The 26,149-nt window shown below is 58.2% G+C and carries 21 protein-coding genes and 2 pseudogenes; 7 read left to right on the top strand and 16 right to left on the bottom strand.

Features of this window, described 5'->3' with window-relative positions; genetic code table 11:
* Positions 1 to 244 precede the first annotated feature (244 nt).
* On the bottom strand, positions 245 to 2,275 hold the full coding sequence (locus V6767_RS21600; protein WP_448475330.1) for a mechanosensitive ion channel family protein: 2,031 nt from the start codon (positions 2,273 to 2,275) through the stop codon (positions 245 to 247).
* A 686-nt stretch (positions 2,276 to 2,961) separates the two neighbouring features.
* Positions 2,962 to 3,600, bottom strand: a complete 639-nt coding sequence (locus tag V6767_RS21595) for a TetR/AcrR family transcriptional regulator (protein WP_448475329.1) — start codon at positions 3,598 to 3,600, stop codon at positions 2,962 to 2,964.
* Between the two features lie 150 nt (positions 3,601 to 3,750).
* Between V6767_RS21595 and V6767_RS21590 the strand changes: the two genes are divergently transcribed.
* Positions 3,751 to 4,944 (top strand): efflux RND transporter periplasmic adaptor subunit, encoded by a 1,194-nt coding sequence (locus tag V6767_RS21590; protein ID WP_448475328.1) that lies wholly within the window; start codon positions 3,751 to 3,753, stop codon positions 4,942 to 4,944.
* Complete coding sequence (locus V6767_RS21585; RefSeq protein WP_448475327.1) at positions 4,941 to 8,063, top strand: efflux RND transporter permease subunit; 3,123 nt, start codon at positions 4,941 to 4,943, stop codon at positions 8,061 to 8,063. The genes V6767_RS21590 and V6767_RS21585 overlap by 4 nt, the downstream gene beginning before the upstream one ends.
* Positions 8,064 to 8,457: 394 nt before the next feature.
* Here the strand turns inward: V6767_RS21585 and V6767_RS21580 are convergent, their stop codons facing one another.
* The 7 genes from V6767_RS21580 to traA form a co-directional block, all read right to left on the bottom strand.
* Positions 8,458 to 10,788: a S8 family peptidase gene (locus tag V6767_RS21580; protein ID WP_448475326.1), complete on the bottom strand. Its 2,331-nt coding sequence runs from the start codon at positions 10,786 to 10,788 to the stop codon at positions 8,458 to 8,460.
* 3 nt (positions 10,789 to 10,791) lie between these two features.
* On the bottom strand, positions 10,792 to 11,787 hold the full coding sequence (locus V6767_RS21575; protein WP_448475325.1) for an AAA family ATPase: 996 nt from the start codon (positions 11,785 to 11,787) through the stop codon (positions 10,792 to 10,794).
* Between the two features lie 314 nt (positions 11,788 to 12,101).
* Positions 12,102 to 12,407 carry a hypothetical protein gene (locus tag V6767_RS21570; RefSeq protein WP_347445279.1) on the bottom strand — a complete coding sequence of 102 codons (306 nt, stop codon included), beginning with the start codon at positions 12,405 to 12,407 and terminating at the stop codon, positions 12,102 to 12,104.
* Positions 12,408 to 12,434: 27 nt separating this feature from the next.
* Positions 12,435 to 13,682 (bottom strand): type IV pilus twitching motility protein PilT, encoded by a 1,248-nt coding sequence (locus V6767_RS21565; RefSeq protein WP_448475324.1) that lies wholly within the window; start codon positions 13,680 to 13,682, stop codon positions 12,435 to 12,437.
* Positions 13,643 to 14,557, bottom strand: a complete 915-nt coding sequence (locus V6767_RS21560) for a type IV secretory system conjugative DNA transfer family protein (RefSeq protein WP_347445281.1) — start codon at positions 14,555 to 14,557, stop codon at positions 13,643 to 13,645. Before V6767_RS21560 ends, V6767_RS21565 begins: the two co-directional genes overlap by 40 nt.
* Positions 14,554 to 15,057, bottom strand: coding sequence for a DotD/TraH family lipoprotein (locus tag V6767_RS21555; protein ID WP_132312773.1), 504 nt, complete (start codon positions 15,055 to 15,057; stop codon positions 14,554 to 14,556). The genes V6767_RS21560 and V6767_RS21555 overlap by 4 nt, the downstream gene beginning before the upstream one ends.
* Positions 15,058 to 15,186: 129 nt before the next feature.
* The gene (gene traA, locus V6767_RS21550; protein WP_448475323.1) at positions 15,187 to 18,942 is read right to left on the bottom strand and encodes a Ti-type conjugative transfer relaxase TraA; all 3,756 of its coding nucleotides are present in this window, start codon (positions 18,940 to 18,942) and stop codon (positions 15,187 to 15,189) included.
* A 209-nt stretch (positions 18,943 to 19,151) separates the two neighbouring features.
* On the opposite strand from traA, the gene V6767_RS21545 reads away from it, so the two are divergent.
* From V6767_RS21545 to V6767_RS21530, 4 genes are read left to right on the top strand one after another with little or no spacing between them, the layout of a single operon-like run.
* Complete coding sequence (locus V6767_RS21545) at positions 19,152 to 19,391, top strand: TraC family protein (RefSeq protein WP_448475322.1); 240 nt, start codon at positions 19,152 to 19,154, stop codon at positions 19,389 to 19,391.
* Positions 19,354 to 19,608 (top strand): conjugal transfer protein TraD, encoded by a 255-nt coding sequence (locus tag V6767_RS21540; RefSeq protein ID WP_448475321.1) that lies wholly within the window; start codon positions 19,354 to 19,356, stop codon positions 19,606 to 19,608. The genes V6767_RS21545 and V6767_RS21540 overlap by 38 nt, the downstream gene beginning before the upstream one ends.
* Positions 19,605 to 21,464, top strand: coding sequence for a type IV secretion system DNA-binding domain-containing protein (locus V6767_RS21535; protein ID WP_448475320.1), 1,860 nt, complete (start codon positions 19,605 to 19,607; stop codon positions 21,462 to 21,464). The genes V6767_RS21540 and V6767_RS21535 overlap by 4 nt, the downstream gene beginning before the upstream one ends.
* Positions 21,465 to 21,466: 2 nt before the next feature.
* Positions 21,467 to 21,718 carry a WGR domain-containing protein gene (locus V6767_RS21530; RefSeq protein WP_448475319.1) on the top strand — a complete coding sequence of 84 codons (252 nt, stop codon included), beginning with the start codon at positions 21,467 to 21,469 and terminating at the stop codon, positions 21,716 to 21,718.
* 92 nt (positions 21,719 to 21,810) lie between these two features.
* On the opposite strand, the gene V6767_RS21525 is transcribed toward V6767_RS21530, so the two are convergent.
* Both V6767_RS21525 and V6767_RS21520 read right to left on the bottom strand, forming a co-directional pair.
* On the bottom strand, positions 21,811 to 22,152 hold the full coding sequence (locus V6767_RS21525) for an addiction module antidote protein (protein ID WP_018065844.1): 342 nt from the start codon (positions 22,150 to 22,152) through the stop codon (positions 21,811 to 21,813).
* Positions 22,153 to 22,207: 55 nt separating this feature from the next.
* Positions 22,208 to 22,453 carry a type II toxin-antitoxin system RelE/ParE family toxin gene (locus tag V6767_RS21520; protein WP_448475318.1) on the bottom strand — a complete coding sequence of 82 codons (246 nt, stop codon included), beginning with the start codon at positions 22,451 to 22,453 and terminating at the stop codon, positions 22,208 to 22,210.
* 52 nt (positions 22,454 to 22,505) lie between these two features.
* On the opposite strand from V6767_RS21520, the pseudogene V6767_RS21515 reads away from it, so the two are divergent.
* Positions 22,506 to 22,850 (top strand): annotated as a pseudogene (locus tag V6767_RS21515) (transposase); the annotation flags it as partial.
* A 398-nt stretch (positions 22,851 to 23,248) separates the two neighbouring features.
* On the opposite strand, the gene V6767_RS21510 reads toward V6767_RS21515, so the two are convergent.
* The 5 genes and pseudogenes from V6767_RS21510 to V6767_RS21490 form a co-directional block, all read right to left on the bottom strand.
* Complete coding sequence (locus V6767_RS21510) at positions 23,249 to 24,163, bottom strand: Fic/DOC family protein (RefSeq protein ID WP_448475317.1); 915 nt, start codon at positions 24,161 to 24,163, stop codon at positions 23,249 to 23,251.
* Positions 24,160 to 24,369: an antitoxin VbhA family protein gene (locus tag V6767_RS21505; protein ID WP_448475316.1), complete on the bottom strand. Its 210-nt coding sequence runs from the start codon at positions 24,367 to 24,369 to the stop codon at positions 24,160 to 24,162. Before V6767_RS21505 ends, V6767_RS21510 begins: the two co-directional genes overlap by 4 nt.
* 206 nt (positions 24,370 to 24,575) lie before the next feature.
* Positions 24,576 to 25,007, bottom strand: a complete 432-nt coding sequence (locus V6767_RS21500) for a hypothetical protein (protein WP_132313747.1) — start codon at positions 25,005 to 25,007, stop codon at positions 24,576 to 24,578.
* A 227-nt stretch (positions 25,008 to 25,234) separates the two neighbouring features.
* Positions 25,235 to 25,555 (bottom strand): DUF736 domain-containing protein, encoded by a 321-nt coding sequence (locus tag V6767_RS21495; protein ID WP_448475315.1) that lies wholly within the window; start codon positions 25,553 to 25,555, stop codon positions 25,235 to 25,237.
* 369 nt (positions 25,556 to 25,924) lie between these two features.
* Positions 25,925 to 26,149: pseudogene (locus tag V6767_RS21490) on the bottom strand (hypothetical protein); the annotation flags it as partial.

The raw sequence follows: 26,149 nt of genomic DNA, 5'->3' as shown, positions 1-26,149 counted from the left end.
CAGCCGGGGAATCCCATTTCTTCAAACTGCGGCAATCCGTCCACACCGCCTAGCGAGAAGAATGGTCGTTCCACGACCGGACGGCCTGCTTCCTGCCCCGTTGTAGCCGGTCCAGAAGGCGCCCCCATTTTGGTCATTCAGCCCCTTTCACACTTTACCGACAACAGACACAGTCCGTGCTCTCGCAATGACGCTAAGTTTAGAACTGCGGCGACGTTCAGGTATTATTGAGAATGGACCCTAGTTAGCTCCCTTGGTGCCGCGCACGTTCGGACGTTGAAGACGACTCCACCTCTGAAGCCTCTTCAGCCAGCTCCGGTGGCGGTTGACAAGGATCGGACAGCGGTTCTGCCGCTTCCGGTTCAACTATGTCATCTGCATCAGCGCTGCCATATGGCGGATAATCAAGTGTCCCTTTCAGACGCTCCTGTTCTAGGCGAGACAGACGTGGGAAAGGCAGCTGCCCCGTATCACGCCAGCGTTTCACGGCATCTTCCGCACGCGTGCTGCGCTCCTCGTCGCGCCCTTGATCCTTGGCCATATAAACGGTCTGAGAAGGAAATGCGAAATCGGTACCGGCTTCGTGGACGGCCTTCAGAATACGGAGGTCTACATCCTCCCTGATCGCGAAAAAATCGTTCCACTCACGCGTTTGCGCGTAGATTCGGATGGAAATTTTCAACGAGCTGTCCCCAAAACCGGCGAAGCGGACCCGGACGGTTTCAGCATCAATACGAGGGTGGGCGTGAAGCATGCGTCGCAACGCGACCAACAGGTAGCGCAGCTGGTCTTCAGTTGTATCATACCGCAACCCGATGGTTTCGTTGATCAGCATCTGGTCGCATTGAGCCCAGTTGATGATCTGCATATCCGCAAACTGTGCATTGGGTATAGATATGACCGTGCGGTCAACCGCACGCAGCTTTGTCGAGCGTATCCCGATCCCCTCAACGGTCCCCTTCTGATCGCCGACGCTGCAGAAATCTCCAACGCGAACGGGCCTGTCGACGAACAGGATTACACCTCCAATCAGATTTTCAAATGTTGGCCGCACGGCAAGGGCGACAGCTAGACCCCCGATACCAAGTCCAGCCACCACGCTGAGAATTGGCAACCCGATAGCATGCCCACCGAGCGCCAGGATGCAGACCGAACCGAAGAGACCGAGCGTTGCGCCACCGAGACGAAGTAGATCTGCGTCAAGACTTTCATCTCTGATGCGTGGCGACAGAATAATGGTTTCGACGAGTATTCTGGTCAGGAGCCAGAAGATGAAGGCCGATCCGCCATAAATGGCAATCGTAAGCACGACATCATAGAACCGGGCGAAGGAGCCAGACAAATGAATCTGAAGCGCGATGAAAGGCAATACTGAACTCGCGCAGTAAACTAACAGCACCGGGGCCAAGGTACGAGCCACCAAGACAGACACCCGACCGGTTTTGACCATTGAACGAACAGCATGGTGAATTCCGAACAGAACCAAAGCGAAAACGAGCAGCAATGCTGTCTCAAAAATAACCTTCCAGGCCGGGGTCTCGAACCAGAGTTCGGTCAGAAGCGGCGGCATGGCCTCCACGAAGGCCGGAGGAACGAGCGGTCCTGTCTGCTGAGGGCCGAAACTCGCCCAGCTTTCAATACCCAGAGGGCTTATCAGCGGCAGGTGGCGAACCGCTTCAAAGAAACGCGGCGCAACACGAACTGTCTCTTCCGCAAACAGAAATTCTCCTTTGCGCGGCCCGTTTGTAACACGCTCTATTCGCAAAGGCGTATTCGGTATCCGAAAACTGTCTGACCCGGCTCCCGAGGCCATGTCCAGATCGGGAAACATCGTAACGTCGGGAGGGCCAATGCGCCCAAAAATATCCATCAGATATTCAAATGTTCTGATGCCTGTTTCTCGACGAGTTGCCGCAGCCACATTTTCCAGATCCACAAGATCCACAAGGAGGTCTGAAAAAAGCGCGATCTCGGCCTGAAGTTCCAGGCTCGGATCCTCCAGATAGGCTTCAACGCTGTCCTGCAGTGCATCTGAGGCGTTCAGGAATGATTCCATCGTATAGCGCGGCGAGTCGGTGCGTATCTGAGCCCAGAATCTTTCGGATACGACATCATCTGACAGGTCCTGTGCGTTGCCGGGCTGTGGCATGAGCAGGAAAAGCGTCACCGCGAGGAGGCCGATGCAAACGCTTAGTCCGAGCCCGAAAAAGCCGCTATCGTTCTGCCTCTCACCTCCATTGCGGGAGCTGTAGCGCGAGATGAAAAACCTTATCATATTCTGTCCTGCCGATTTCCGCCGCTTAGGTAATGCTACGGCATGGTGCGCCATTCAATACAGCAGGCCTTTTCATTTTAGGGAGGTTTTACAAACTTAATTGAGGTGTTCCTCTTTTAATAGCAAGAAGAACGGCATGCTACCATAAAATGCAGTTAGGCCGGTTCGCGCTTTGCGGCGCGATAGGCAAATTGAATTGGAGATTTGACCTGAGACCTCGTAGTCATTCTTGTTATTCAACGTGGTGCCGGGCCCCGCATACTGTCGGCCTTTCAGAGATTCATCGCGCCGATCGGATTCGTCCGCCTATGCCGAATTTCAATACGCTAGCTATGCTAATACGCACATGACCACTTCCCGAGGAAGAGCATCTCGAAGCCGACAGTCTGTTTCCGGCCCCATTTTTCCGGTCCGGAAAGCGCCGCCATTCCGGACTCCAGATCTGCGCTTACGGCTCCATATAAGCGGCCATTCGGGCCAAGGTCTGGAATCGGTAATTTGGCGAAGCCGCCCACGCGATAATTCCACAATAGCCAGACACTACTCTGCGTTGAGTTTTGAAAGTAAAAACGTTTTCGAGATCGGCTCGTGGCGTGCCCGCCGGACGCTCGACGTCACCGGCGACAGTGTCGAATATGTCATCGACGTAGCCTTTCTGCATGGCGGCAATCGGATAGGGAGTAGCCTTACAGGGTGGAGATGCCGTCAGCGATCATCGAGAAACAGGACCTGAGGTAGGCGCTGCGATCGCGGTCGCCCGGCCATGCAGGGTCGGCTCCGGTTTTCAGTACGGGTGCCCCGAAAGCGATGTCCATCAGCATCTTTGCGAGGACCCCAGTATCCTCCGTCCGAATCCTGCCGGCGCGCCTTTCCACGTCGAGCCAGTCGTGCAGAAGTGTCCGCGAGTGCTCTGGCCCGTAGCGGTGGAGAATGGGGCGCAGTTCGGGAAATTCTCCACTCGCGAGGATGATCATCGACATAACGTCGTCGCGCAGGCGCGCTTCCTCGGAGTTGATATCCACCCTGAAGATTGCCATTAGCGCTTCATCGATCGGCATGTGGTCGTAAACGCCCGGCAGTGCAATCATGAACCTGCGATGGCGCGCGACAATCGCGCCGAAAAGCTCCGACTTTGCCGGAAATAGCCGATAGATGGTAGCCAGAGAGACATGGGCGCATGCCGCCACATCCTTCATCGCTGTGTTGCGGTACCCTTGCCGGCGGAATATCTCCAGCGCGGCGTCGGCGATGATCTCTCTTTGAGCCTCATCAGGAACGGACTTCGGCCGCCCCCTGCCCCGCTGTTTTCCTTTGTCTTCGGTCATCCGGCGACCTCCCAACCAATCATTACAAAAAGGACATTTGCTTTCGGTCTTATTTTTAGTAATTGAAGTTACTATAATTCAGGCAACTGGCTTTGGCAATTCGATCTGTATGCCGGACGCGCGGCCCAAACCCGATGGAGATATACCCTGATGAGAGCGACTGTCGGTTTCCTCATTCTCACCCTGGCTTCGGTCCTCGGCGCCTGCAGTTCCGACGAAGACAGGCAGGCCCAACCCAGTCAGGCCACACCGACGGAGGTCGGCTATGTGACGCTGGAACCGCAGGCTGTGCCGTTGACGGCCGATCTTCACGGCCGGGTCATTGCCTCGGCGACGGCGGAAGTCCGACCCCAGGTTGACGGGATCGTTCGCGAAGTCCTTTTTGCCGAGGGCAGGAATGTCGAGCAAGGCGACGCGCTCTACAAGATCGACGACAGGAAGTTCCAGGCCGCCTATGCCTCAGCTGAAGCCGCGCTTAAAAAGGCGCAGGCCACGACCAACAGCGCGCAATCGACTTATGATCGCAATGAGCGGCTTGCAAAAACGGAAGCCGTCAGCACCCAGACTGTTGACGATGCCGAAGCCGCTCTGCTGCAAGCCAAGGCCGACGAGGCCGCAGCTCAGGCGGATCTCGAAACAGCGCAGATCGATCTCGACAACACCACGATCCACGCTCCGATCAGCGGTGTGATCGGCGTCTCGGAGGTGAGCGTCGGTGCTCTCGTGACGGCGGAACAGACAGACGCGTTGGCAACGATCCGCACCGTCGATCACGTTTATGTCGACCTCGCCGACAGCAGTGCGAATTTCCTGCGCATCCGTGACAAGGTACAGGCGGGCGAACTCGAACACCGCTCGGACGGCCCTCCACCGATCAGCCTAACGCTTGAGGACGGCAATACCTATAGCAGCAGCGGCGAAATGTCCTTCGCCGACATGGTGGTTTCGCAAACGACCGGCACCTTTACCCTCAGGGTCAATTTCGCCAATCCCGACGGCGTCCTCATTCCCGGAATGTTCGTCACGGCGACCGTTGAACTTGGCGTCATCCCCGATGCCTTCCTCGTGCCGCAACGTGCGGTCTCGCGCGACGACAGTGGCAAGGCCACGGTTTATGTCATCTCCGGCGATGGCAAGGCCGAGCGCAGGAACGTGACCACCAGCGGGTCGCTGAACAACGACTGGATCGTCGTTGACGGCGTTGCCGAGGGCGACCGGCTGATCGTCGACGGCTTCCAGAAATTCTCGGATGGTGCCGAGGTTTCCGGCGTTGCCGTGACGATCAATGCGGACGGGGTCGTCGAACAGAGCATCGCCGATGACGCCGGGGAGGAAACCCCGTGACCGCTTCCACCCGTCGCAACGCGCTTGCCAGCTTCTTCATAGCACGTCCCGTATTCGCCATCGTGCTGGCCATAAGTACGCTTCTCGCGGGCATCATCGCCATCTACTCTCTGTCCATTTCGCAATATCCGGACATCGCCCCCGTCACCGTGCGGATCAGCGCCACCTATTCCGGCGCGACCACAGAGGCGGTGGAAAACTCGGTCACCAAGAAGATCGAAAGCGCAATGACCGGCCTCGACGACCTGCTCTACATGGAATCCACATCAAGCACCGGCTCCGCCTCGATCTCGCTGACCTTTTCCAACGAGATCGATCCCGACATCGCCCAAGTGCAGGTTCAGAACAAGCTGGCGCAGGTTGAAAACCAGTTGCCGGACAGCGTTCAGGATGCCGGCGTTTCCGTTCACCGCTCGCCGTCGGGCATACTGATGGTCGGCAATATAATCTCGCGCGACGGCTCATACACGTCCGATCAGCTTTCCGACATCATGTCGAGCCAGATTGAGGACCGCATCGAGCGCATTGACGGCGTCGGCTCGGTCCAGTCCTTCGGCGCAGGTTACGCCATGCGCATATGGCTCGATCCGAAGGCGATGCAGAAGTACCAGCTTGTGCCGAGCGACGTGAATGCCGCCATCAGCGCGCAGAACGTGCAGGTCGCCGCCGGTTCCATCGGCTCGACGCCGGTGACCGCAGGCCAGCAGCTCAAGGCCAGCCTGATCGTCCGCACCCAGATGACCTCGGCGGATCAGTTCCAGCGGATCATCCTGAAGACCGAGCAGGACGGATCGGTCGTGCGACTTGGCGATGTGGCCCGCGTCGAGGTTGGGCTGGAAAGTTACGGCCAGAGCTCGACCTATAACGGCATGCCGTCCGCCGGCTTCGGTGTTCAGCTCGCCTCCGGCGCGAATGCGATCACGACCGCCAACCTCGTCCACCAGGAACTCGACAGCCTCGCCGGATCGCTGCCGGACGGCGTCGAGATCGCCTATTCCTATGAAACGACACCTTTTGTCGAACTTTCCATCGAGAAGGTCGTCCATACGCTGATCGAGGCGATCATCCTCGTCTTTCTGGTGTTGCTCCTGTTCCTGCAGAACTTCCGGGCGACGCTGATCCCGATGATCGCCGTTCCCGTGGTGCTGATGGGCACGTTCGGCGTGCTTGCCATGCTGGGCTATTCCATCAACATGCTGACCATGTTCGCGATGGTGCTGGCGATTGGCCTTCTGGTCGATGACGCGATCGTCGTCGTCGAGAATGTCGAGCGCATCATGCGCGATGAGAAGCTGCCGGTGCGCGAGGCAACGGAAAAGTCCATGGGCGAAATCACCGGTGCGCTGATCGGCATCGCCCTCGTCCTCACTGCCGTCTTCATTCCCATGGCGTTCTTTTCCGGCTCGGTCGGTGTCATCTACCGCCAGTTCTCCGTCACGATAGCAAGCGCCATGTTGCTTTCGGTGCTCGTCGCGATCATTCTGACACCGGCGCTTTGCGTTCTCCTGCTGCGGCCGACGCATGAAGGGCTGATGGCACGCTGGTTCGGCTGGTTCGATCGCGGGTTCACCCGTCTGACCGGCCGCTATGCCGGCGCGGTGAGCTGGGTCGTGATACGCCCGCTGCGCATGCTCGTCATCTTTGCCGTTCTGCTTGTCTCCGCCTGGGGCCTCTACAAGGACCTACCGACCTCCTTTTTCCCGGAGGAGGATCAGGGCGTGCTGATGACGCAGATCACGCTGCCGGATGGCGCCAACGCTGCCCGGACGCAAGCCGTGATAGACATGGTCGAGGACTACTTCCTCAACGAGGAAAGCGATGCCGTCGAAAGCGTGTTCATGACGCTCGGTTTCGGTTTCGGCGGCTCGGGCGAGAACCAGGCCATGGCCTTCGTCCGGCTCAAGGACTTCGACCAACGAACCGACGACAAACTCTCGGCAACTTCCGTAGCCCAGCGGGCGTCCGCCGCGTTCGGCAAGATCCGCGATGCCAATGTCTTTGTGCTGGCACCGCCGGCGATTCAGGGATTGGGCCAGACCAACGGCTTCACCATGTACCTCGAGGACACTGCCAACAAGGGTCGCGATGCCCTGAGAGAGGCTGGCAACGCGCTCGCCGACAGCGCGAAGGGCAACGCCGTGGTCGGCAACATCCGCGGCAACACCCGAACGCTGGAAGCCCAATTGAAAATCGACATCGATGAAGACAAGGCGACGGCGCTTGGCATCGACCTGTCCGATATCGACAGCCTGGTCACCACCGTCTTTGCCGGAACCAACGTCAACGACTTTCTTTATGACGGTGAGATCAAACCGGTTTACGTTCAGGCCGATGCGCCCTATCGCATGCAGCCGGAAGACATCGATCTATGGTGGGCAAAAAACGGCGATGGCGAGATGGTGCCTTTCTCGGCCTTCGCCACGACCGAATGGGTTCAGGGCTCACCCTCGCTCGCACGCTTCAACGGCACGGCGGCGATCGCGATCGACGGATCGGCCGCCACCGGAAAGAGCTCGGGCGACGCAATGACGGAAGCCGAACGGCTCGTTGCCGGGCTTGACGGCGGCTACTCCGCATCATGGTCCGGGCTTTCCTACCAGGAACGCCTGGCGGGCTCACAGGAAACGCTGCTCTATGCCATCTCGCTGGTGGTCGTCTTCCTGTGCCTGGCCGCGCTTTACGAAAGTTGGTCGATACCTTTCGCCGTCATCCTCGCCGTGCCGGTAGGCATCTTCGGGGCCCTCATCTTCGCCAGCGGTTTCGGGCAGGAGAACGACGTCTACTTCAAGGTCGGCCTGCTGATGACCATGGGGCTCACCGCCAAGAACGCGATCCTGATCGTCGAGTTCGCGCGTGATCTCACGCGGCAGGGCAAAAGCGTGCTGGAAGCCGTGACGCAGGCATCGCGCATGCGACTGCGTCCGATCGTCATGACCTCCCTCGCCTTCATTCTGGGCGTCCTCCCTCTGGCCTTCGCGACCGGCGCCGGTTCAGCGGCTCAAAATGCGATCGGGATCGGGGTGGTCGGTGGCATGATCGCAGCGACATTGCTCGGTATCTTCTTCGTACCGATGTTCTTCGCTGCGATTTTCGGGCTCACAAACCGGCATCGTCAATAGCGGTAGCAAATGAACCCACGAATTGTAGATATCTTCCTGCCGGAGGATGAGGTCATAAGTCGTCCACAACCGAATCGAATTTCAGTGACACTTTCAAACGCGAGGTCGACCAAGCCCTGACAGCTTGGATGACATATGACTCATCCGCTTCCCTAAGCATCCTTGCCAAGAGCCGACAGTCCGCTAACGGCCCCGTTTCTGCCGGTCCGGAAGGTGCCCCCATGTCGGCCGTTCGCGATTGTGGTCTCAACTCCAGTAAGCAGCCATTCGCTGCTCTCTGGTCCAAGGACCGAACAGGAGGGAGTTGACCTTCACTGCTGATCGCGCGGACGTCTGCTTTCAAAAGCTCGCAAGCGTAACTTGCCCTGGGATACTCCCTACTTTCTCAGGCTTCTTATGCCCGCACTCGCTGTCTCAATCTTGCATACAGCTGGATGGATGGCTGGTGCTCGAGCTCAACCACGATCGCGAAATTTTGGGCGACTTCCTGCGGCTCGGCCCAGCCCCCGGCGCAACGGACTATGAGGTAATACTCATCGCCATAGCTTGTCGTGTCTTGAACAAAGGTCTTTGCTGCAGTTTGCAGCGTCTGCCCGTCCCGGCTGTTCGGACCGGGCTCGAGGCCGCACTTGAACCTATTCGGAATGTCCGGCGGATCACCTTCCTCCGCCGTTCTTGAGCGGAAATGAGAGAACACTTCGGCGGAGGGACAGCCGCGCAGAAGCCGGAAGTTCATCTTCGTGCCGATGTACTCTGCCCGGGCCCGCCGGACAGGAGGATCGAACGCCAGAGAGACGCGGATGGTTCTGCGGCCATTCCCCTGAAACTCCGGCGGTACCGGCACGCGATAGACCGCGAAATGGTTGATGCTGAGACGGTCCTCCGCATACAGGATCACCCGGTGATCGTCAGAATAGGCGGCCCGCAGCGTGTCCACCATTCCGTGGCCGCAGATACGTGCCTGGTCGGCCGCATCCATACCTGCCAGACGGCGGGCGCATGCATCGGGGATGCTGGATGCCCCCGCAAGAAGTGCCCGGATCAGGTTTGCGGAAGCTGTCGGGAACAGCCGCAGGAGTTCCGCAGCTTTGTTGGCGAGCATCGGCGCGGCGTAGGAGGTTCCCTTACCGCTTGTCAGGAGCTGCCTGGTGAATTCATGGTTCAGCGTGATGACGCCGGCTTCCGGAATGTGCGGTGCCGACTGCAGACTGGCTGAGGGAGCGTCAAAAACCAGCGTTCCGCCAATGTCAGCGAAATCTGGTTTGCGGATACCTCCCGCGCCGGGTCCCGAGCGGGAGAAGGGAGAAGGCTCGAGTGCCAGAGTGATCGGCCGGATATGGGCATCCCGTTCATGCCTTGCTCCGAGACCAGTCCCGTTGGCCAGTGCCCCCACCGTGATGACATTACTGGCTCCGGCCGGTTCGCAGAGTCGGTTCGCCGCTTCGAGCAGATATGCCGGATATTCCGTGATGGCCTGCTCGACTGACGATCCGCCACGCGGGGCACGGTTGCCGGCGGACACGAATATCAGCACGTCGAGTTCGCGTGCCAGTTCATCGAGCGTTGCTGCCCAGGGACCGACCCGTCCGGGTTCGTAACGCGCACGGACATCTCCGAGCGAGATGACGAAAATGCGGCAGTTATGGTCCTGGTGCAGCTGAGTGATTGCCTCGCGCATCTGACGCGGGAGCGTCCGGCGCTCATAAAAGTCACCGTTGTCCTGGATCACTTTCGCGGAAACCAGCTGCCCGACCGGCTGCAGCCTTCCGTCCCTCAGCCGGTCTCTCAGGTCGCCGAACAGGGCAACGCCCCCGACCCGCGTGCCGTGGCCCCAGACATCGGCGGTTCCGAGTTCTGCCGGGAAAGCTCTTCGTTCTGCGACGATCCCCTCGAGGAACGGATGTTCATTGAGACCGCTGTCCAGCACGCCGATGACCGGAGCGCCGGCCTCCGGCGGCAGAATCTCCGGTGCGTCCTCGAGGGTCATCTGCACAAAGTCAGACGCTTCAAGGTCCGGCTCCGGCGGCAAATCAATGAATGCCACCTCGGGCACGGCCAGAAGTGGCCGCAGCACCCGTCCGGGAGCCCGTACCCGCATCATCGTAATCGACGGACCTATGTAGACATCGAAGACTTCCGCATCGCTGCCGATGATGAAGTCCTCGATTTCCCGAGCCTTGCGTTCCCGTGCAGGCCGTCCGCCGAAGTCCCAGAGCTCAATATCGACTGTGTAAACCTCGTCGCTTACTAGGTCATCAGCTTCGCTGAAACCGTATTCCCTGAAGCGGACACCGAGCCGATCGCGAGGCGTCAGTGTGCCGACATTCTCGATCCGCGTGACGAATCCTTCATAGCGTCTTCCCCGCTGACCTTCCGGAACAGGCCCGTCATAGGCTTCGAGCCGCTGCAGAAACGCGGAGAGATCGCCTTCGGATGAGAACAGGACGATATTGCGGTCTTCGTCGCTGGACAGAAGCGTTAGGCCGAGCGCTTCCCATTCCACTTCGAGCAGCATTCCCTGCATCTGCACCCGCAGGATCAGCGAAGGATCAACGAATTGAAGCGGCCGGCTTTCCTGCTGGGTCCGGACGGCTTCTTCGACCTGCCTGCGAACGCGGCCGCCATAGCCACCATCGCGGGATGGTGTCGGGCCGGGGAAGCCGGTTTTCCGCCGTTCCATCGTCTCTGGCAGCCGCAGCAGCGGCAGATGCTGATGACGCGCCACGGCTTACTCCCCGGCCTGCGCTTCCAACTTCTGTTTGCGGGTCAGCCGCCGCCTCGCATCCCGCATAGCTTCACGGAAGTCCTTGTCCAAAACTGCCTTGTTGCCGCCGAGGACCGACAGCTTCATTGCCTGGACGCAGACCCGCTCGAGGTCCGCATAGGAATACCCCAGAAGCTGATCGGCATAACCTGCAGGATCGAATGACGCCCGCACATTGCGGAAAGCATGAACCAGGTACTTGCGCACCATCGCCGCGTCGGGCGCATCGAACCAGACGATTTCATCGAACCGCCGCCACACAGCCGGATCGAGATGTCCGTCCAGATTGGTGGCCGCAATCAGAAAGCCGCCCGGCTGTATCTGTTCGATGAAGATCAGCAGACTGTTGACCACGCGGCGAAGTTCGCTGTGTTCGCCGGCCTCTTCACGGGAGCGGGCAATCGCATCGAACTCATCAAAAAACAGAACACAGGGCTGCCGGCGGGCAAATTCAAACGTCTTGCGGATATTCGTCGCGGTCTCACCTAGATAGGAGGAAATCAGGCTGTCGAGCCGGACATGAAAGAAAGGCAGTCCCAACTCGTGGGCGAAGACTTCGGCGCACAGGGTCTTGCCAGTCCCCGGCGGCCCGCAGAAAAGAAGCTTAGATCGCACTGGCAACCCGTGACGCCTGATCCGGTCTGCCTGCCGGAACTCCCGGATCAGTCCGAGAAAGAGCTCAGTGTTCTGCGGAGATAGCAAAATATCCTGAGGGCCGTGCGTCGGCTCCATTCGCTGGATGAAGTCATTGGCCTCATCCGGGAATGGCACCAGGCGCGAAAGTCCGGCGGCAGACCGCGCTGCCGTACCGATATTGTCTAACGTTTTTCGAAGACTGCGCGCCAAAACGCGATTGTTCTTCTTCTCCTCTTCGGAGATAATTTGCTCGACAACCGCGCGGAACTCTTCCTCGTGGCCATAGCTCGCAAGCAATTTTTTTACCAGTTCACCGCGTGCCATGCTCGCCTCGTGTTTTGGCTAAGGATACCTGCATTTGCAGCTTCTGACCAGTATTGATGTTTCCTTGATAGCCCCGAACATCGTCGCGGAAAACCAAGCGGAAGGACGCGCTTCGGACGTTGGGATGCGGGTGTGTGATTGGCCGCAATGGGCCGAAAGCGCAGCAGCAAGCAATGTAGGACGATGTCCGCTTTACCGTCTGGCCATTCGGAAACCTGCCTGACAGTTTACGGCCCCATTCCGGTCATTCCAAAACCAGGCCAACTATGGAATCTGAATAGAGTGAGGACCATCACCCATTCTGCAAATGCTAATTAAAGAATGAAGTATCGATGAATCACGTAGGCGAGCTTCCATAGCGACAGGATAGCCGCTGCGGCGAAAGCGATCAAAAACAGCAAAAGCCAGTCATGATTTGCAATAGCAGTTTCAATGATGTTCAGAAATTTCAAGAACAACAGGCCGAAGGATAGAGCAACAGCCGCCATCACGGCGGCGGCCGGCAAGCAGAGAAGCAAGATGATTGGCCAATAGACAAGCTTTCGAACAGCACGTTCTCCGACGCCGGCCTCATAGTTCTTCTGATCCCGGACGGGGCGAAGGTACTTTGGAATTTGCATATTTTCCTCCTTCCTGATCAGCGGCCGTCAGTGGCGCGGCAGCAATCGCCTGACGTCGTCATACGAAACCTTGCCCTCACCAACTTTCTGTTGGGCCGCATCATGCATGGAACGGGCAAGAACGCGGTCGGACGATTCCTGCATCAGACGGCTCACAACCTTGGGCCAGTCACCGATAGGGACAGAAACAAACTGATCGCGCACATAGTCATCAAACAACAGATACTCGCGCAACGGCACGCGGCCGCGATGGTCGCTGGTGCGAACCAGGTGCTGAACGACGAAGAGCTGGAGCGACGTGATCAGGTCGAACGCGCGCGCATCGCGTTCTTCCGCCGGGAAGTTCACGACCATGCGCCGCAAGCCTTCCGCGACCGATCCGGCATGCGTGGTGGTGTAAACCAAGTGGCCGGTCAGACTGGCCTCTAGGCAACCCTCGAGGGAGGCTTTGTCTCGGGCCTCGCCCAGCGAAATAATATCAGGCGCGCAGCGCAGCGCCGCCCACACTCCGTCGCCGAAAGATGGCAGGTTGCGCCCTTCGCCGATTTCCGACTGCTCAATGGAAGACGCACAGTCGCTGTGATCGGTCAGTACGTCGGAATAGGTGAACTCGATAGGCGCCTGCAGATCGACGATCGCTTTCGGATCGGCCGTGTTTTCAAGATGAAAGCGCGTGATCCCGGCAAGCGTCGTTGACTTCCCCTGCCCTGTCGCGCCGGCGACAACGACGATGCCATGCTGGGGTGACATGTATGGGCGCACCTCACTGTCCAGGCCAACATCATCGATGGTGGGGGTTTTTGTCGGCAACGGTCGCATGGTCATGGAAATGCCGTCGCCGGCACCTTTCATCACGCCCTTGGCGTTCACGCGGAAACGCTGACGCCGGTGACGATCAATCGGAACCTCGAATGAGAAGTCCAGAGGTCGCCCTTGCCGTAAGATGCTGAACGCATCTTCCGACCGCCACATGTGGCTCAGGATACTCAAGACCTCGGAGGCGTTTAGAGGCTTTGCTGTCGCAAAATGCTGCGTGCCATGCATTTTGATCCGGATACGACTGTCCGTCTGTATCCGGATGTCCGACGCCCCTTTGATGGAGGCCCCTACCAGCAACTGCTGAAACGGGTCCATGTCGCCGTCAAAACGCAACGGCTCATGGGTCAGGACACGGGCATAGGGTTCCCTTGGGTCATAGGCGTCTTCGGTCAAATTCGAAAGATCAACCGCCGGCATTACTTCGCTACCTGAAACCGTCTCTGGATCGGCTTCCATCGGGCCGGATTCTTGACGAACCGCGCAGCATCATCGATCTCGACCCGGCGCTCCCCGATATAGAGCTCGTCGACATCACCGGTCGCGCGCGTCTCGCTCGACTTCAGCACGAGGTTGGTAATAAGGCCGGCTTCCACTGCCTTGCGATACTCGACCATGCCGAGGTAGTCGCGCCGCAACAGGTTCATGTTTTCCTGCAAAGCGGCATCGGCTTGTTGCACACCTTGCGCCCAGCCTTCATCGAGATATTGCGACCAGATTTTCGTTTCATCGTCATCCTGGGGCAACAGCCGATCGTCAGGCTCACGCGGCGTATCGAGCGGGAGCACAAGATAGTCGCGCCAGGTCGGCAGAATGGCGACCAATCGGCCGGGCTCCTCGATGCGGTAGTATTCGTCGGCGGCGACGCTCTTGCGGCCGTTGTCGGTGACATTGATCGCTGCCGTGGCGCGGGTGATCACCGGCGGCAACACGTAGCCTGTTTCCCGCGGCGCCTTGAACGCGACCCGGTTGAAATTGAAGGTCTCCGAGAGTTTGACCGATTCACGCTCCAGATCGTTCATGATCTCCCAGCTGCGACGCTCAAATCCTGCTTGCGCACCATAGGCAAGGGCAGCGTCCCGAAGGACCGAATAGCGCTGCTCCTCAACCTCGGTGCCACCAAGCTTTCCGCGTTTGGCCCGGGAAGCAAACTGCTTGTAGGACAAGGGCGCATATCGCGGACTGGTGAGGTCATCAGGGCCGCCGAGTTGCGGGACAGGCGGCGGTTCCGGTGTTTCGTCCTTCATGGTTGTGCATGAAGACAAAAGCGCGGCCATAAGAAGACCTGTCAGCGCCATGGCACGGTTGCGACGATGAAAAAGGGGCTGGCTCACGGCTTGAGGTCCTCCTGATGCGGGATCGGGCTTTGCTCAGGGCGAGCGTAATAGATCGTCATGTGTCTGGCGCCCTGATCGATCACAAGGCGCGCTCGCCCCTTCGCCTGTCCATAGGCTTCCCGAAGCAATCCCAAGGCCGTCAGATTGTAGAAATTGGTCGAGATCAAAATCGGAGCGCCGGACTTTTCCCCGGACGCCGACACACTGTAGTCAACTTCGCTGGCAACCCGCGTTGTCAGCTCATCCAACGTTCCCTGCCACTCGGCATCAACGATCTTCATAAGCGGGCCTTGGGCAATCTCCGGATTGCGCACCTCAACCGTATTCGTAGCGCGCGGTTCCAGGACATTTTGATAGAGCGCTGCATCGTTCAACTCGCTTCGAACGAGATGGACTTGATTGTCGATGTAATTGATCGTAGGGGAATCCGACGGGGTGTCTCTTGTGCTGGTACAGCCAGCGAGCACAGCCAGTGCCAGGCTGATCGCGATGCGCATGGGAAAACCTCTTGCGGTGCGGAAATTGCAGCGTAATACATCTGCAATTCACCACAATGGCCTCCTTGATGCAACATCCAATAGAACAAAAGGGGTAGTTAATCGCCGCTTTTGCCAATCCTGGTGCGCTTATCTCCCAATAGAATGATACTGCGACTTTTCTTGCTCAAGACGAGTTTCGCGCCGTTGTGTCCGATCTATCTCGACACACCTGTCATAGGCCGCGCAGATCTGGCGGGCATCACGATAGATCCTTGATCTTGCTTCTGGAGAAAGCTCCGGCATTGCGCGTGCGATCATATCTTGCGCCGGCACACCGCTGCTGTCGCCAAAACGCGCCCTGATATCATGAGCGACACCCCGCAGCTGGCCGATGGCTTCGCCGTCGTCAATCGCTGCCCTTTCAAGCGCGCGACGTTCGTCAGAGCGCTCCGGCAGACTGGACGCTTTTGCCAGGGCGGACAGCACATCTTTGGCGGCCGGCGACAGTCCGTCGATCGGCGCGGCCATCTGGCTCCGCAGCTTCCTCTCAGCCTCTTCGACGCCTTTGACACTAACCTTGAGTGACCGGACAAAATCGCCGGCACTGCTGGCTGCAGGAAGCACGGCTGCAAGTGCCGTTTTCCGGTCCTCATCGGGACGACCGAGGAAGTTGGCCTTGCCACGCAACTCACCGAGAGACGCCGGGTTCTCATGCATTGATCTGACAATCTGACTGGCGTCTCCGCCGGTCATCACTGCGGCCGACACCTTCTCGAGGATCGGGACCGGATCGTGCCAGACCTTGCCCATGTTCTTGAGTGCGGATTGGCACAGCAACTTGGTGACGGCCGCCTGATTGGCCGGATCACGGGCAACGGCTTCGACCGAGGCGGGCCATTGCGTCACGGCCGGAATAAGCGGAACATCGGGAAGGCGATAACGTGCCCGCTCCTGTTCATAATCGGCCTCAAGGCCAGCATCGCGTCGCTCCGTGACCATGGCGGACGCAACATCAACGCGGCTCTTGTCGTCCGCGGCCAGCTGACCGACATGCACGAGCTGCCAGTTTGCCTTGATGAAGGTCTGCGCCGATGGCGGAAGATGTGCGACAAGCGATTGTAGCTTGTCCTCATCCGGATCGCGTCCAAGAGACCGGACTTCAACCGGAGAAACCAGCGCTGCGATCTGTTCATTGAACATGACAAGATCGGTTGCGGACGACATCTGCGTCAGCTCAGTTTCGGCAGCCCGGAACCAGCGCCCACGCTTGCCGCTGTAGCCTTTGGTGTTGCGGTCCACCTCCGAAAGCCGGGAAAGCGCCTGACTGACCGCCGGCGTCAATTCGGGAATCCTGATCTCCCTTTCGGCTTCAACAGGCCGCGCGCCGGCGGCAGGCGGGACATTCGGCGATACGTCAACGGCTTGCGGACGCGCAAGCGAAAGCCGTTCGGAAATTACCCCGAACCGTTCCGCAATATCCGAGAACCGTGACCGCATGGCATTGAGCGATCGACGCCAAAGATCGCGCAATTCGCCAATGTCCGGAAGATCGCGCCGACGCACAAATGCTTCGCGTTCGAGCTGATAGTCGGGCGTATGCTCATAGGCCAGCGTTGAATCCTTGAGCCGGTCTAGCGACAGCGTGTCTAGCAGATTCCTGGTTTCAGGAAAGTCATTCCGGCCGGCATAAAGCGCCACCGTTTCGCGATGGCGCGAAAGCGCGACATAGGAAAGCTGCGCATCCATCATCTGTGTGGCAAGCACATGCACCCGGTCGACAGTCGCCCCTTGAGACTTATGGATCGTGGTCGCGTAGCCATAATCAACGTTGTTGTAATGCTCATGGTTGACCGTAACGGCCCTGCCATTGTCGAGCCGAACATCAAGAATGCCGTCATTCGCCTTTTCCACGGTCGCCAGCATTCCGTTCTTGACGCCAAGGTCGCGATCATTTTCCAGGAACAACAGCCGGTCGCCAACGGCAAAAGCGCGCGGGCCACGCACCGCGTCAAACGTCACTTCGTTTTGAAGCCCCCCGTGCTCCTTGATGGTATGGCGTGCCAGCTCATTCAGACTGAACACTGCATCCTTGGTATGCGCCAGCATCAGCGTATCGGCGCCGGCACGCCAATCAGCTCCCCATGCACCAACCAATTCAGACATGGCATCATCACGATTGCCCTGGATATGAATGTGTCCGTTGTCGGCATAGGCTTGAAGCGCCGCGCGGCTGTCACCGCGACCGAATGCCAGGGAAGCGTCCCGCATCCATGTTTCGCTTTGACGGCGCACCTCGGTCAGTTCGACAAACCCGGTATTATCCGCAATGGCGCGAAACGCAGCGCCAGCCTGAATAGGCTGAAGTTGCCGCGCATCTCCGACAAGAATAAGCTTGGCCTGTGCCGCGTTCACCGCGTTCACCAACATCGCCATGTCGTTCGATGAGACCATTCCGGCCTCGTCCAGAACGAACACGTCGCCTTTCTGAAGGCGGCGTTTATCGTGCTCCCAGGACATTCGCCAGGACGCGAGCGTCCGGCTCTCGATACCCGCCGATTCAGACAAGCCCTCGGCCGCCTTGCCGGCAAGCGCACCGCCAACAACACGCCGCCCCTGCCCTTCGTAAACCTGCCGCACGACATCCATCACCGTGGATTTACCAGCACCGGCATAGCCGACCACCGTCGAAACGCCGCGATCGGACGTAACGGCGCGAACCACCATTGCCTGTTCGTCGGAAAGAGAAAATCCATGCGATTTCGAGAATTCCGCCAGCGCCTTCTCGACGCGCCGCGGCGGTGCACCGAACGATTGATCCGTCGCGCGCTGACGGACGCCATCGATCATCCGCGCTTCCATCTGCAGGACTTCTCGCGTGGTCATCTTCTCCCGCTCAAGAAGCTTGTTCGTGAACGGGTCGCGGATTTCCTGGGAAAGCGTCACAAGGTTTTCGAGCGCACCGACCCGGAGGAAAAGCCCGGAAAATTCTTCAGAGGTTGACGCATACCGGTGGATGAACTTCGCAACATCGCGCTCATCGAAGACGGATTTTTCCGCCGTGATCATTTTCAAAACAAGCGAAGGATCTTCCGCCAGCTTGCGGAAATTCTCATGCATGACCTGTTGGTGCTGCTGCACCATCTCGGTCTGAATGCCGCGCGCCTCCATGTCGTCAACGGCGGGACCGCGATGCGTCGTCGGCTCCAGCGGAATGTCCCGATCTTCAAAGCTGCGATGGTCGACCGTTGCGTCATAGCCATGCTCGACCAAATGACGATTGACCTCCTGTGACCAGGCAGCGCGGATCTCGGGCAGGCGGTCCTTCCAACCCGCGAAGTGCTGATAGACGATTTCCCCCTTTTGGCCCTCCACCTTTGGCGGCCTTCGGACCGGTTCACCGTCACCATCAAGAACCGGAACCCGCTTTGGGCCAAAGCCTGTCTCGGTCAGCGGTCGCAACGCCACCATGATGTGAACATGCGGATTCCCTGTAGCATCGTGATAGTTCCAGTCTGCGACCTGACCACGCGCTGCAAACTGATTGCGCACGAAGTCACGAACCAGAGCCTTGTTCTGCTCTACGGACAACTCAACGGGCAGTGCGACGACAAACTCATGCGCGAGCTGGGCGTCATCGCGCTTTTCACTGGCTTCCACACGGTTCCAGAAGCGCTCGGCAAACTCATGCGGTGAATATCGATCGTGCCAGGCATTTATCCACCGCGGGGCACCTTCGGGCAATGCGACTTCACTGTGGATACAGCCCTTCTTTCGACTGTAGTCGGCAATCTCTCCGGAGCGCGCGACGTTCATATGTGTCGCGTGGCGGTATGCAGCGGCAGCAACGGCACTCTGCCCTTTACCACGAGAGATCTGATGAGCGCGCAAATGATAGATCGCCATGGAACGGACCTACCATCTTACATTGTTGAAAACAATGTATAAGTGCGCATTTAGCAAAACGATCGTTTTGCTCGCATGACGGAGTGCGGCATCGGCTCCGCCGATCCATCTTACACGGCATGGGCTCTTTTTCACGCATCATTGGTGTTTACAAACACAGAACATCTCTGCAATCTTCTCATCGTTTAATGCCGAAAAGGAGAATGCCCATGGCCCGCGCCAAATCCCCTTCCGCGATCCGTGACCAGATCAGAACTCTGCAAAAGCAGTTGCGCGAAGCTGAAGAGAAGGAAGCACTCAGGATTGGACAGATCGCCATGAAAGCCGGCGTCGAAACCCTTGATCTTTCGGAGAATGAACTTGAGGCGGCATTTGCCGAGATGGTTCATTCCTTTCGTTCCGGGCGGGAGAATGAGCAGCGACCTTCTGACGCTGCGCAGAACGCTTAGCAACCTGCAAAGCGAGTATAGAAAAATGCGCAAGCGCGAACGAAGCGAAGACACCCGCCACAAGATCGAGCTTGGTGGACTGGTCATCAAAGCAAACCTCGGCGATGAGGACCGCGCCTACATTCTTGGCGTTCTGCTGACAGGAAATCGGAGAAAGGGCGACGCTCGACTTCGCGAACAAATGATCAAACTGGGTCGGGACGCGTTGCGCCAATGATCACTAAACCCAGACGTTCCGAATTTGCTATTCTGCTCTATGCCGGTCTTTTCCTTGTGGGCATCTCGGCACTTGTCTGGGTTTGTTTTTTTGCGCTTCGTTCATGGAACGCCCCGAACGGATCGGCCTACCGCCTATCGGTTTCGCAGGCGATCGACTGCCTCACATTCTGGTCCTCCGATCTTTGCCGAAGTCACTTCATTCAGGCACTCGGCTACGTCCCGGCCGATCTGGCTAAACTGCAATGGTTGTTGGCTGCCATGCTTGTGGCAGGCAACCTTGCCATTGCGATCGGCGGCTATATTGCCTTCCTCATGCCACCGGATAAATGGATCAAGTCCGGCCGGACTGTCGCAGGCATGCCCGAACTACTACGGGCCGCAAAAGCCGAAAAGATCGACAAGCGGGACGGCCTTCATTGGTTCAATGGATGGCGGCTTGCGCTCGAGCGCGAGGTGCGACACTTCATCATCTTTGGCTCCATTGGCGGCGGCAAGACACAAACCATGACCGGGCTGATTGTCTCCGCGATCGCGCGACATGACAAGGTTCTCGTCTTCGATATCAAGGGAGACTTTACCGAGAAGCTGCCTCCAACGATCAAGCCGAATGGTTCCAAGGTGCAGCCAATCATCATTGCTCCACAGGATCGGCGTTCCCATGTTTGGGATATCGCCAAGGATCTGCGCATTGCAGAGGATGCCGTTGAGCTGGCCACGCGACTGATCCCTGAATCAAGAGATCGGTTCTTTTCCAACTCGGCACGTGCCGTGCTGGCCGCGTGTACCATACGCCTTATGCACGAGAACCCCGGAAGGTGGACGTGGGCCGATCTGGTAGCCGAGACGCGCCGTGACCATCTTGAACTTCTTGAGGTCGCGCATCGCTATCATCCCGATGCGGTTCGCTTTTTGGACGCTGACTATCGACAAGTCGCCTCGACGCTTTCGACGCTCACCGCTGATACGAAGACGCTGCGTCTGCTTGCAACGGCGTGGGCGAATTATGAAGGTCTGGAACGTTTTTCGTTGCGTGACTGGCTGCTCTACAAAACAGATCGGCGCACCGTCATCCTGCAAAAGTCTGGCCGGTTTTCTGACCAATCTGACGGCTGGATCAGCGCGTTTCTCACCATTGCCTCCGGCATCGTGTCCGATCCGGAACTTGGCGATGCCAAGCTCCGCCGCATCTGGTTCTTCGTTGACGAATTCGCCCAGCTGCCGAAGATCAGCCGGTTTTCAGCGCTGCTGGATATCGGACGATCGAAGGGGGTTTGCGTGTGCCTCGGCGTTCAGGATATTGCACAGATCCGTGACACCTATGGGCGCGAACGGGCCGACGCGTGGATGTCGATCGTCGGAACGAAGATCATCGCCAAGGTGAATTCGGGGCCGACCGCTCAGCGACTTGAAAGCGATATCGGTCAGGCCACAGTGGTCTATAGTCGTCGTGAGCCGAGAGGAAACGGATTGGAATGGGTGCGCGACGAGCGGCGCGAGAACACGATTGAGCGCTCCGAATTCGAGACGCAGCTCGGGCCTCGCAAGAACGGCATCGATGTCCTCGTCACCGGCATTGGCGAGCACGTCTACAAGGTGTGCGTTCCCTATACCACTCTCCCACATGCGCGCGATGCGCAAGCGCCGGCGCAATGGACGCTCGACCTTATCACCGTCAGCCGACTTGAAGGCGCGGCGACCAAAGACGATGCCGAGACCGGTAAGAGTGACGAACGCTATCCGAAAGAAGCCATCGACGTTCTCAAGGGAATGGAGCCGATCGGCAAGCCCAGGAACACATCGATGGTGGAAGGCGACCCGCTCGACTTGTTCGACGGACAACTGCCGAGGATCTGAAGATGTTGGGCCAGTTTGACCTTTTCCCGACAGAAGTGCTCCTGCGCCGCATCGAGCCGGCTACCAACAAGTGGCGGTTCTATCATCTCAGCATCGAGGGCGGCCTCTTCGGGGATTGGTGCCTTGTGCGGCGCTGGGGCCGGATCGGGACCAGCGGTCAGCTGAAGCTAGATTGGTTCACCTCGGCCGGACAGGCCCATGATGCCCTTGGTGTTCTTGAGCAAAGCAAGCGCAAGCGCGGCTACCGCGACTGACGCGCGAAACGCTCCCTTCGACGCGTGGTCCGCTCCCGGCAACCGCACCAGCATCAATCAGCCTACTGCGCAGTAGAGCGGCACCAATAAAATCAGGAAGCAGTACTATGTTCGGGAACGTTCGAAGCTGCGCCAGCGGACACCGCCGGAACAACCTGAATCTTAAGATCGAGCGCCTTGGCGACTTTCATCAAGGTTGCCATTGTCGGATTTCCGTTGCCGGAAAGCGCGCGCGAAAGACCCTCCCGCGAAAGCCCGGTGTCACGCGCCAACTGGCTCATATTGCGCGCCCGCGCAATGGTTCCAAGAACGACAGCGATATATTCAGGGTCGTCTCCCCCTTCTTCCATCGCGGCATCCAGGAAGGCGGCAATATCCTCGTTGGTTTTCAGGTAATCGGCCGCATCGAAACGGCTAAAAACTTCCTTTGCCATAGTTTCAATCCTTCCACTCGTCGGCCAGCATTTTTGCGGCCTTGATGTCCTTGTTCTAGGTCGACTTGTCGCCACCGCAAAGCAAAACGATAATCAACTCGCAGCGCCTCATATAGTAAACTCGATATCCCTTGCCGTAGTGAATTCGAAGCTCGGAAATCCCCGAGCCCACGGGCTCCACGTCACCGGGATTGCCCATTGAAAGTCGCACGAGGCGAGCGGCGACCTTTGCGGCTACAGTTCGGTCTTTCAGGCTCGAAAGCCAGCGATCAAATGTTGCCGTTTTGATTAACTCAACCATATGCCTACTATAGGTCACACCGGGCTAAATTGCAAACTATAAGTCACAGCCTGCTCATGTTATCGCCGCTTCGGTTGGGGATGCTGCGGAATTCAGATCGGCACGGCAATTCGCGGCCTGGCTCGGTCTGACGCCGCGACAGAACAGCAGTGGCGGGAAAGAACGGCTCGGCCGGATCAGCAAGCAGGGAGATCGAACCATCAGGCGATTGCTGGTGGTCGGAGCGACTGCGGTTGTTCGGCGAGCCCGCCTCGACGCATCTTCATTTCCGTGGATCGCACGGTTGCTGGATCGCAGACCTGCAAGGCTAGTGTCCGTGGCGATCGCCAACAAAACCGCGCGCATTGCGTGGGCTATTCTCAGACGGGAGGAAGTGTATCGGCCGGCAACGGCCTGAGGGAATCCCGTTCGGCCATCACCGGCCGGGCGGTGGAATGAAGGACTGAGTTGTGATGGCGAACCGGTTTGGCCGGGGATGGATGAAAGCCTAGGTGCCCCCAGCGCCTCGAGCGCGCAAAATTGATTGGCAATCCGTCTGCGGACTTCATCAGGGCCAGCAGCATATGAGCTGCGATAAAAGGCCGGACACATGACTGAACCTTATTGGCCGCCAACATAAATAAAGTCTTGCATTCCACGGGCCGTCCACACATGGGGGCACCATTCGTCGTTGACGCTGACCAAGGAGCCGTACGCTATCCCGACAGAAAAAGAAGACAACCGCGGACCCAAGGGCCGCGACCGAATCCGGCGCCCAGCCGGCAATCTACACCGCACGATCACGAAGATGGGATTTTAGCCGAGACCGTGCCCAAAGTCGTCGTCACGCCCCCTACCCTCCCGAGCGTTCGTGCGGGTCTTCTGTGGCGTTTCGAACACAACATGCTGCCCTTGCTCGGGCAACGGCCGTGGCAGGTCCTTTGTCTTGCCGACGAGAATATTCTGCTTGTCATGCATCATGAAATCCGACCCACCAACCCCGACAAGAACGCCATCATAGCGGCGGCCAGGCTCGGTCGTTGCGATATAGCGATTTTGCCAGTCAAAGCCTTGCGAGGTCAGGAACTTCTGCGCCTTCTCCAGCGCCTGCACACGTTCCGGATCAGAAATCTCGCGGAACATTCGCTTGAAGGCATCAACATCGCCGCGTTCATGACCGGCAATACTGGCCTGCGCCATGCGCTCGGCCGACACGACATCGAAGCTCAGTTCGTGACCGGCGTTCTTCACCAGCGCGGTCATGAATTCCCTCTGCGTCCGGCCATTGCCTTCGCGAAACGGATGAATCGAGTTGAGCCGATTGAAGTAAACTGCGGCCTGGTCGGCAAACGTCTCCCTATTGAAACCGCGCAGGAAGTTCTGACCGCACAGGTCCTCGGAAAATCGGTCCAGTGCGCTGGAAATGGCCGGACCGATCGCGAATTGCTCGCCGTCGATCTTCTGCATGGTCGGCATTGTCGCGACAGTGCCATCAGAAAGCTGAACCCGCTCGTCTCGGGTGCGCCCGGCCCATTCATATACGTCCTGAAAAAGATGATGGTGAAGCGCTTTCAGGTGCCGCGTATCAAAGGTCGGCTCCGGCCCGCCCCCAAGACGCAGTTCGATAAGCCGGCCCGCGACCCGTTCCGCCTCAACGGCGGAGAGTTTGTCGGGATCGGTTAAGCCATCGATGTTCTTGAGGGTGCCGTTTTCGTAAGCGTAGTTCGTCATCCGTTGGCGGCGCGGAACTCTTTGAGCATCGGAACGATGTCGGAGGCCTCGATCTCGCCGCGAATGAAAGCCTCGAAAATGTGGTCGGTGGCAGGATCGCGCTTCAGGCCTTCCATAGCATTGGAATGATCGGCGCTGTTGACCAGTCGGCGCCGCTTTTCCATCTCGGCATCGGAGATGCGCGTCTTTTCAAGGGTACTTGCCATGGTCTTTTCCTTCTTCAGATCGGTGAGGTTTTGCAGCCAGGCCGGTCTTCCTGGAATCTCTCACCCCTCGAACCGGCACGGTCCTGCTATGCACTCTCGCTCTTGGATAACAAATCCGGCGTAGGTCTATCGACTACGCCAACTATACCAGAACCAGAAGAAGAATTCTCTTGTTTTTTATATGTTTGACCCGGCTATCGGGTGCGTCAATCGTCTTTGCGGAGCCGTTTCGCTGGCAACGGAACGAACAGGTCATGAAACACGACCAACGCCGTATCAGGCTCGACAGCGTAGCGACCGTTCTTCGTGACCTTATAGAACAGTCCCATTTCCTCGAGCACAACGCAGTTGCGCGGAATCGTAAACCGGCTGACACCAAGACGGTCGGCAAGCATTTGGAGGGGCAGGATGCCGCCATCGAGCTGCGGATCATAGATCAGCCCGATCAGGCTCATTCGCAACATGGGCAAGAGATTCACATACCGGCTTGGCCGGTTCTCGATGACACTCGCAATCTTGATTGAGTTCACGCCCACTGTACCAGGCGGAATCTGCTCCAGTACCGGTGGTCCGTCGAACCACACAAACGGGTCATGCGGCTGCGCGCCCAATCCTTTGATGATTTCGTCTCTGGTCATTCTCTCGCGACAGCTGTTCAAGCCCACATAGTGCTTCTTTTATATGCGTCAACGCCCGTCATGAACCACGACGCCCCCACGGATGTCGGTCGTTGACTTGATAATGGCGGGCATTTCTCAATGCATGATACTTAATTTGAGTAGGGCTGGGACACAAGTGCGGACTATTCAGGCCGGCGCGGATTTGCCAGGACCGGCGCGACGGATACCGCCGCGCCGGTGGAGCCTTAGCTCCAGGGGATCACGGTCATCAGGTCATCGTCGTCCTGGCCGGGAAACTTGCCGAGGTTTGCACGGAAGGCCCGGCTCGGGGTCGCAGCAGTCAACTGCAGGTACTCTTCGCCGTTCTGGTTCATTTGACGCCAGATGCCGCCAACCTCGATCTTCCGGCCTCGCGGGGATACGCCATACAAGCGGTAGACAGGCGCCTTCGGGTTCGTGCTGTTGAGCTCTTCGCCAGTGATGTCGAAGTCGAAGTCCAGTGCGGCGATGTTGCCTTCCAAAGTGCCGTTGTCGTTGAAGCGGATGAAGTTGATCAGGTCTGCCATTGGTATGTCTCCGTTGTTTGATCGAATTGACAGGGACGCCAGGAAGGACCGGAAAAGGATGACTGCACCCTTCAGGGCCGCAGCAGAGCGAAGGGCGGCGGAGAACTCAAAAAGACGGAGGGTTTGCCGAAGGCGGAAACCGTCTTTTTTGGGCGGAGACGTTGCTGACAGACACCGGGCCTTACAGTCCCATCGTCAATTGATCCCAACAACAACGGCAAGACATTCCTCCGCCATGGCAGTTTGCATCAGCTTTGCGCAAAAAAGCGCCGCAACCGGAAAGAAAACAGTCCGGATGGACGACGAAGCAGGGGGCGTGTCTATCAAAGCACAATCGAAAGCACGCTCTCCATGTGGGGTTCGCAGCGATCATCGAAAATCCCGCGTCTTCACGTTGATCTCATCGATATGCCCATAGGGATCGAACATATCGCGCGGCTTCGCTATTCCACGCGGATCAGGCGTCGGCGATCCATGATGAAACTCGTCGCCCCGGCCGTGTGGAAGCGGAAAGGTTGTATCCCGGCTGCCGACGCTTGTGTCAACGGCGGAGTAAAATCCGGCCACGGGGCGGAGCAAAAGTCGGCCACTTGT

Source organism: Martelella sp. FLE1502 (assembly GCF_053484255.1).
This window is presented reverse-complemented; position numbering and strand designations above follow the sequence as displayed.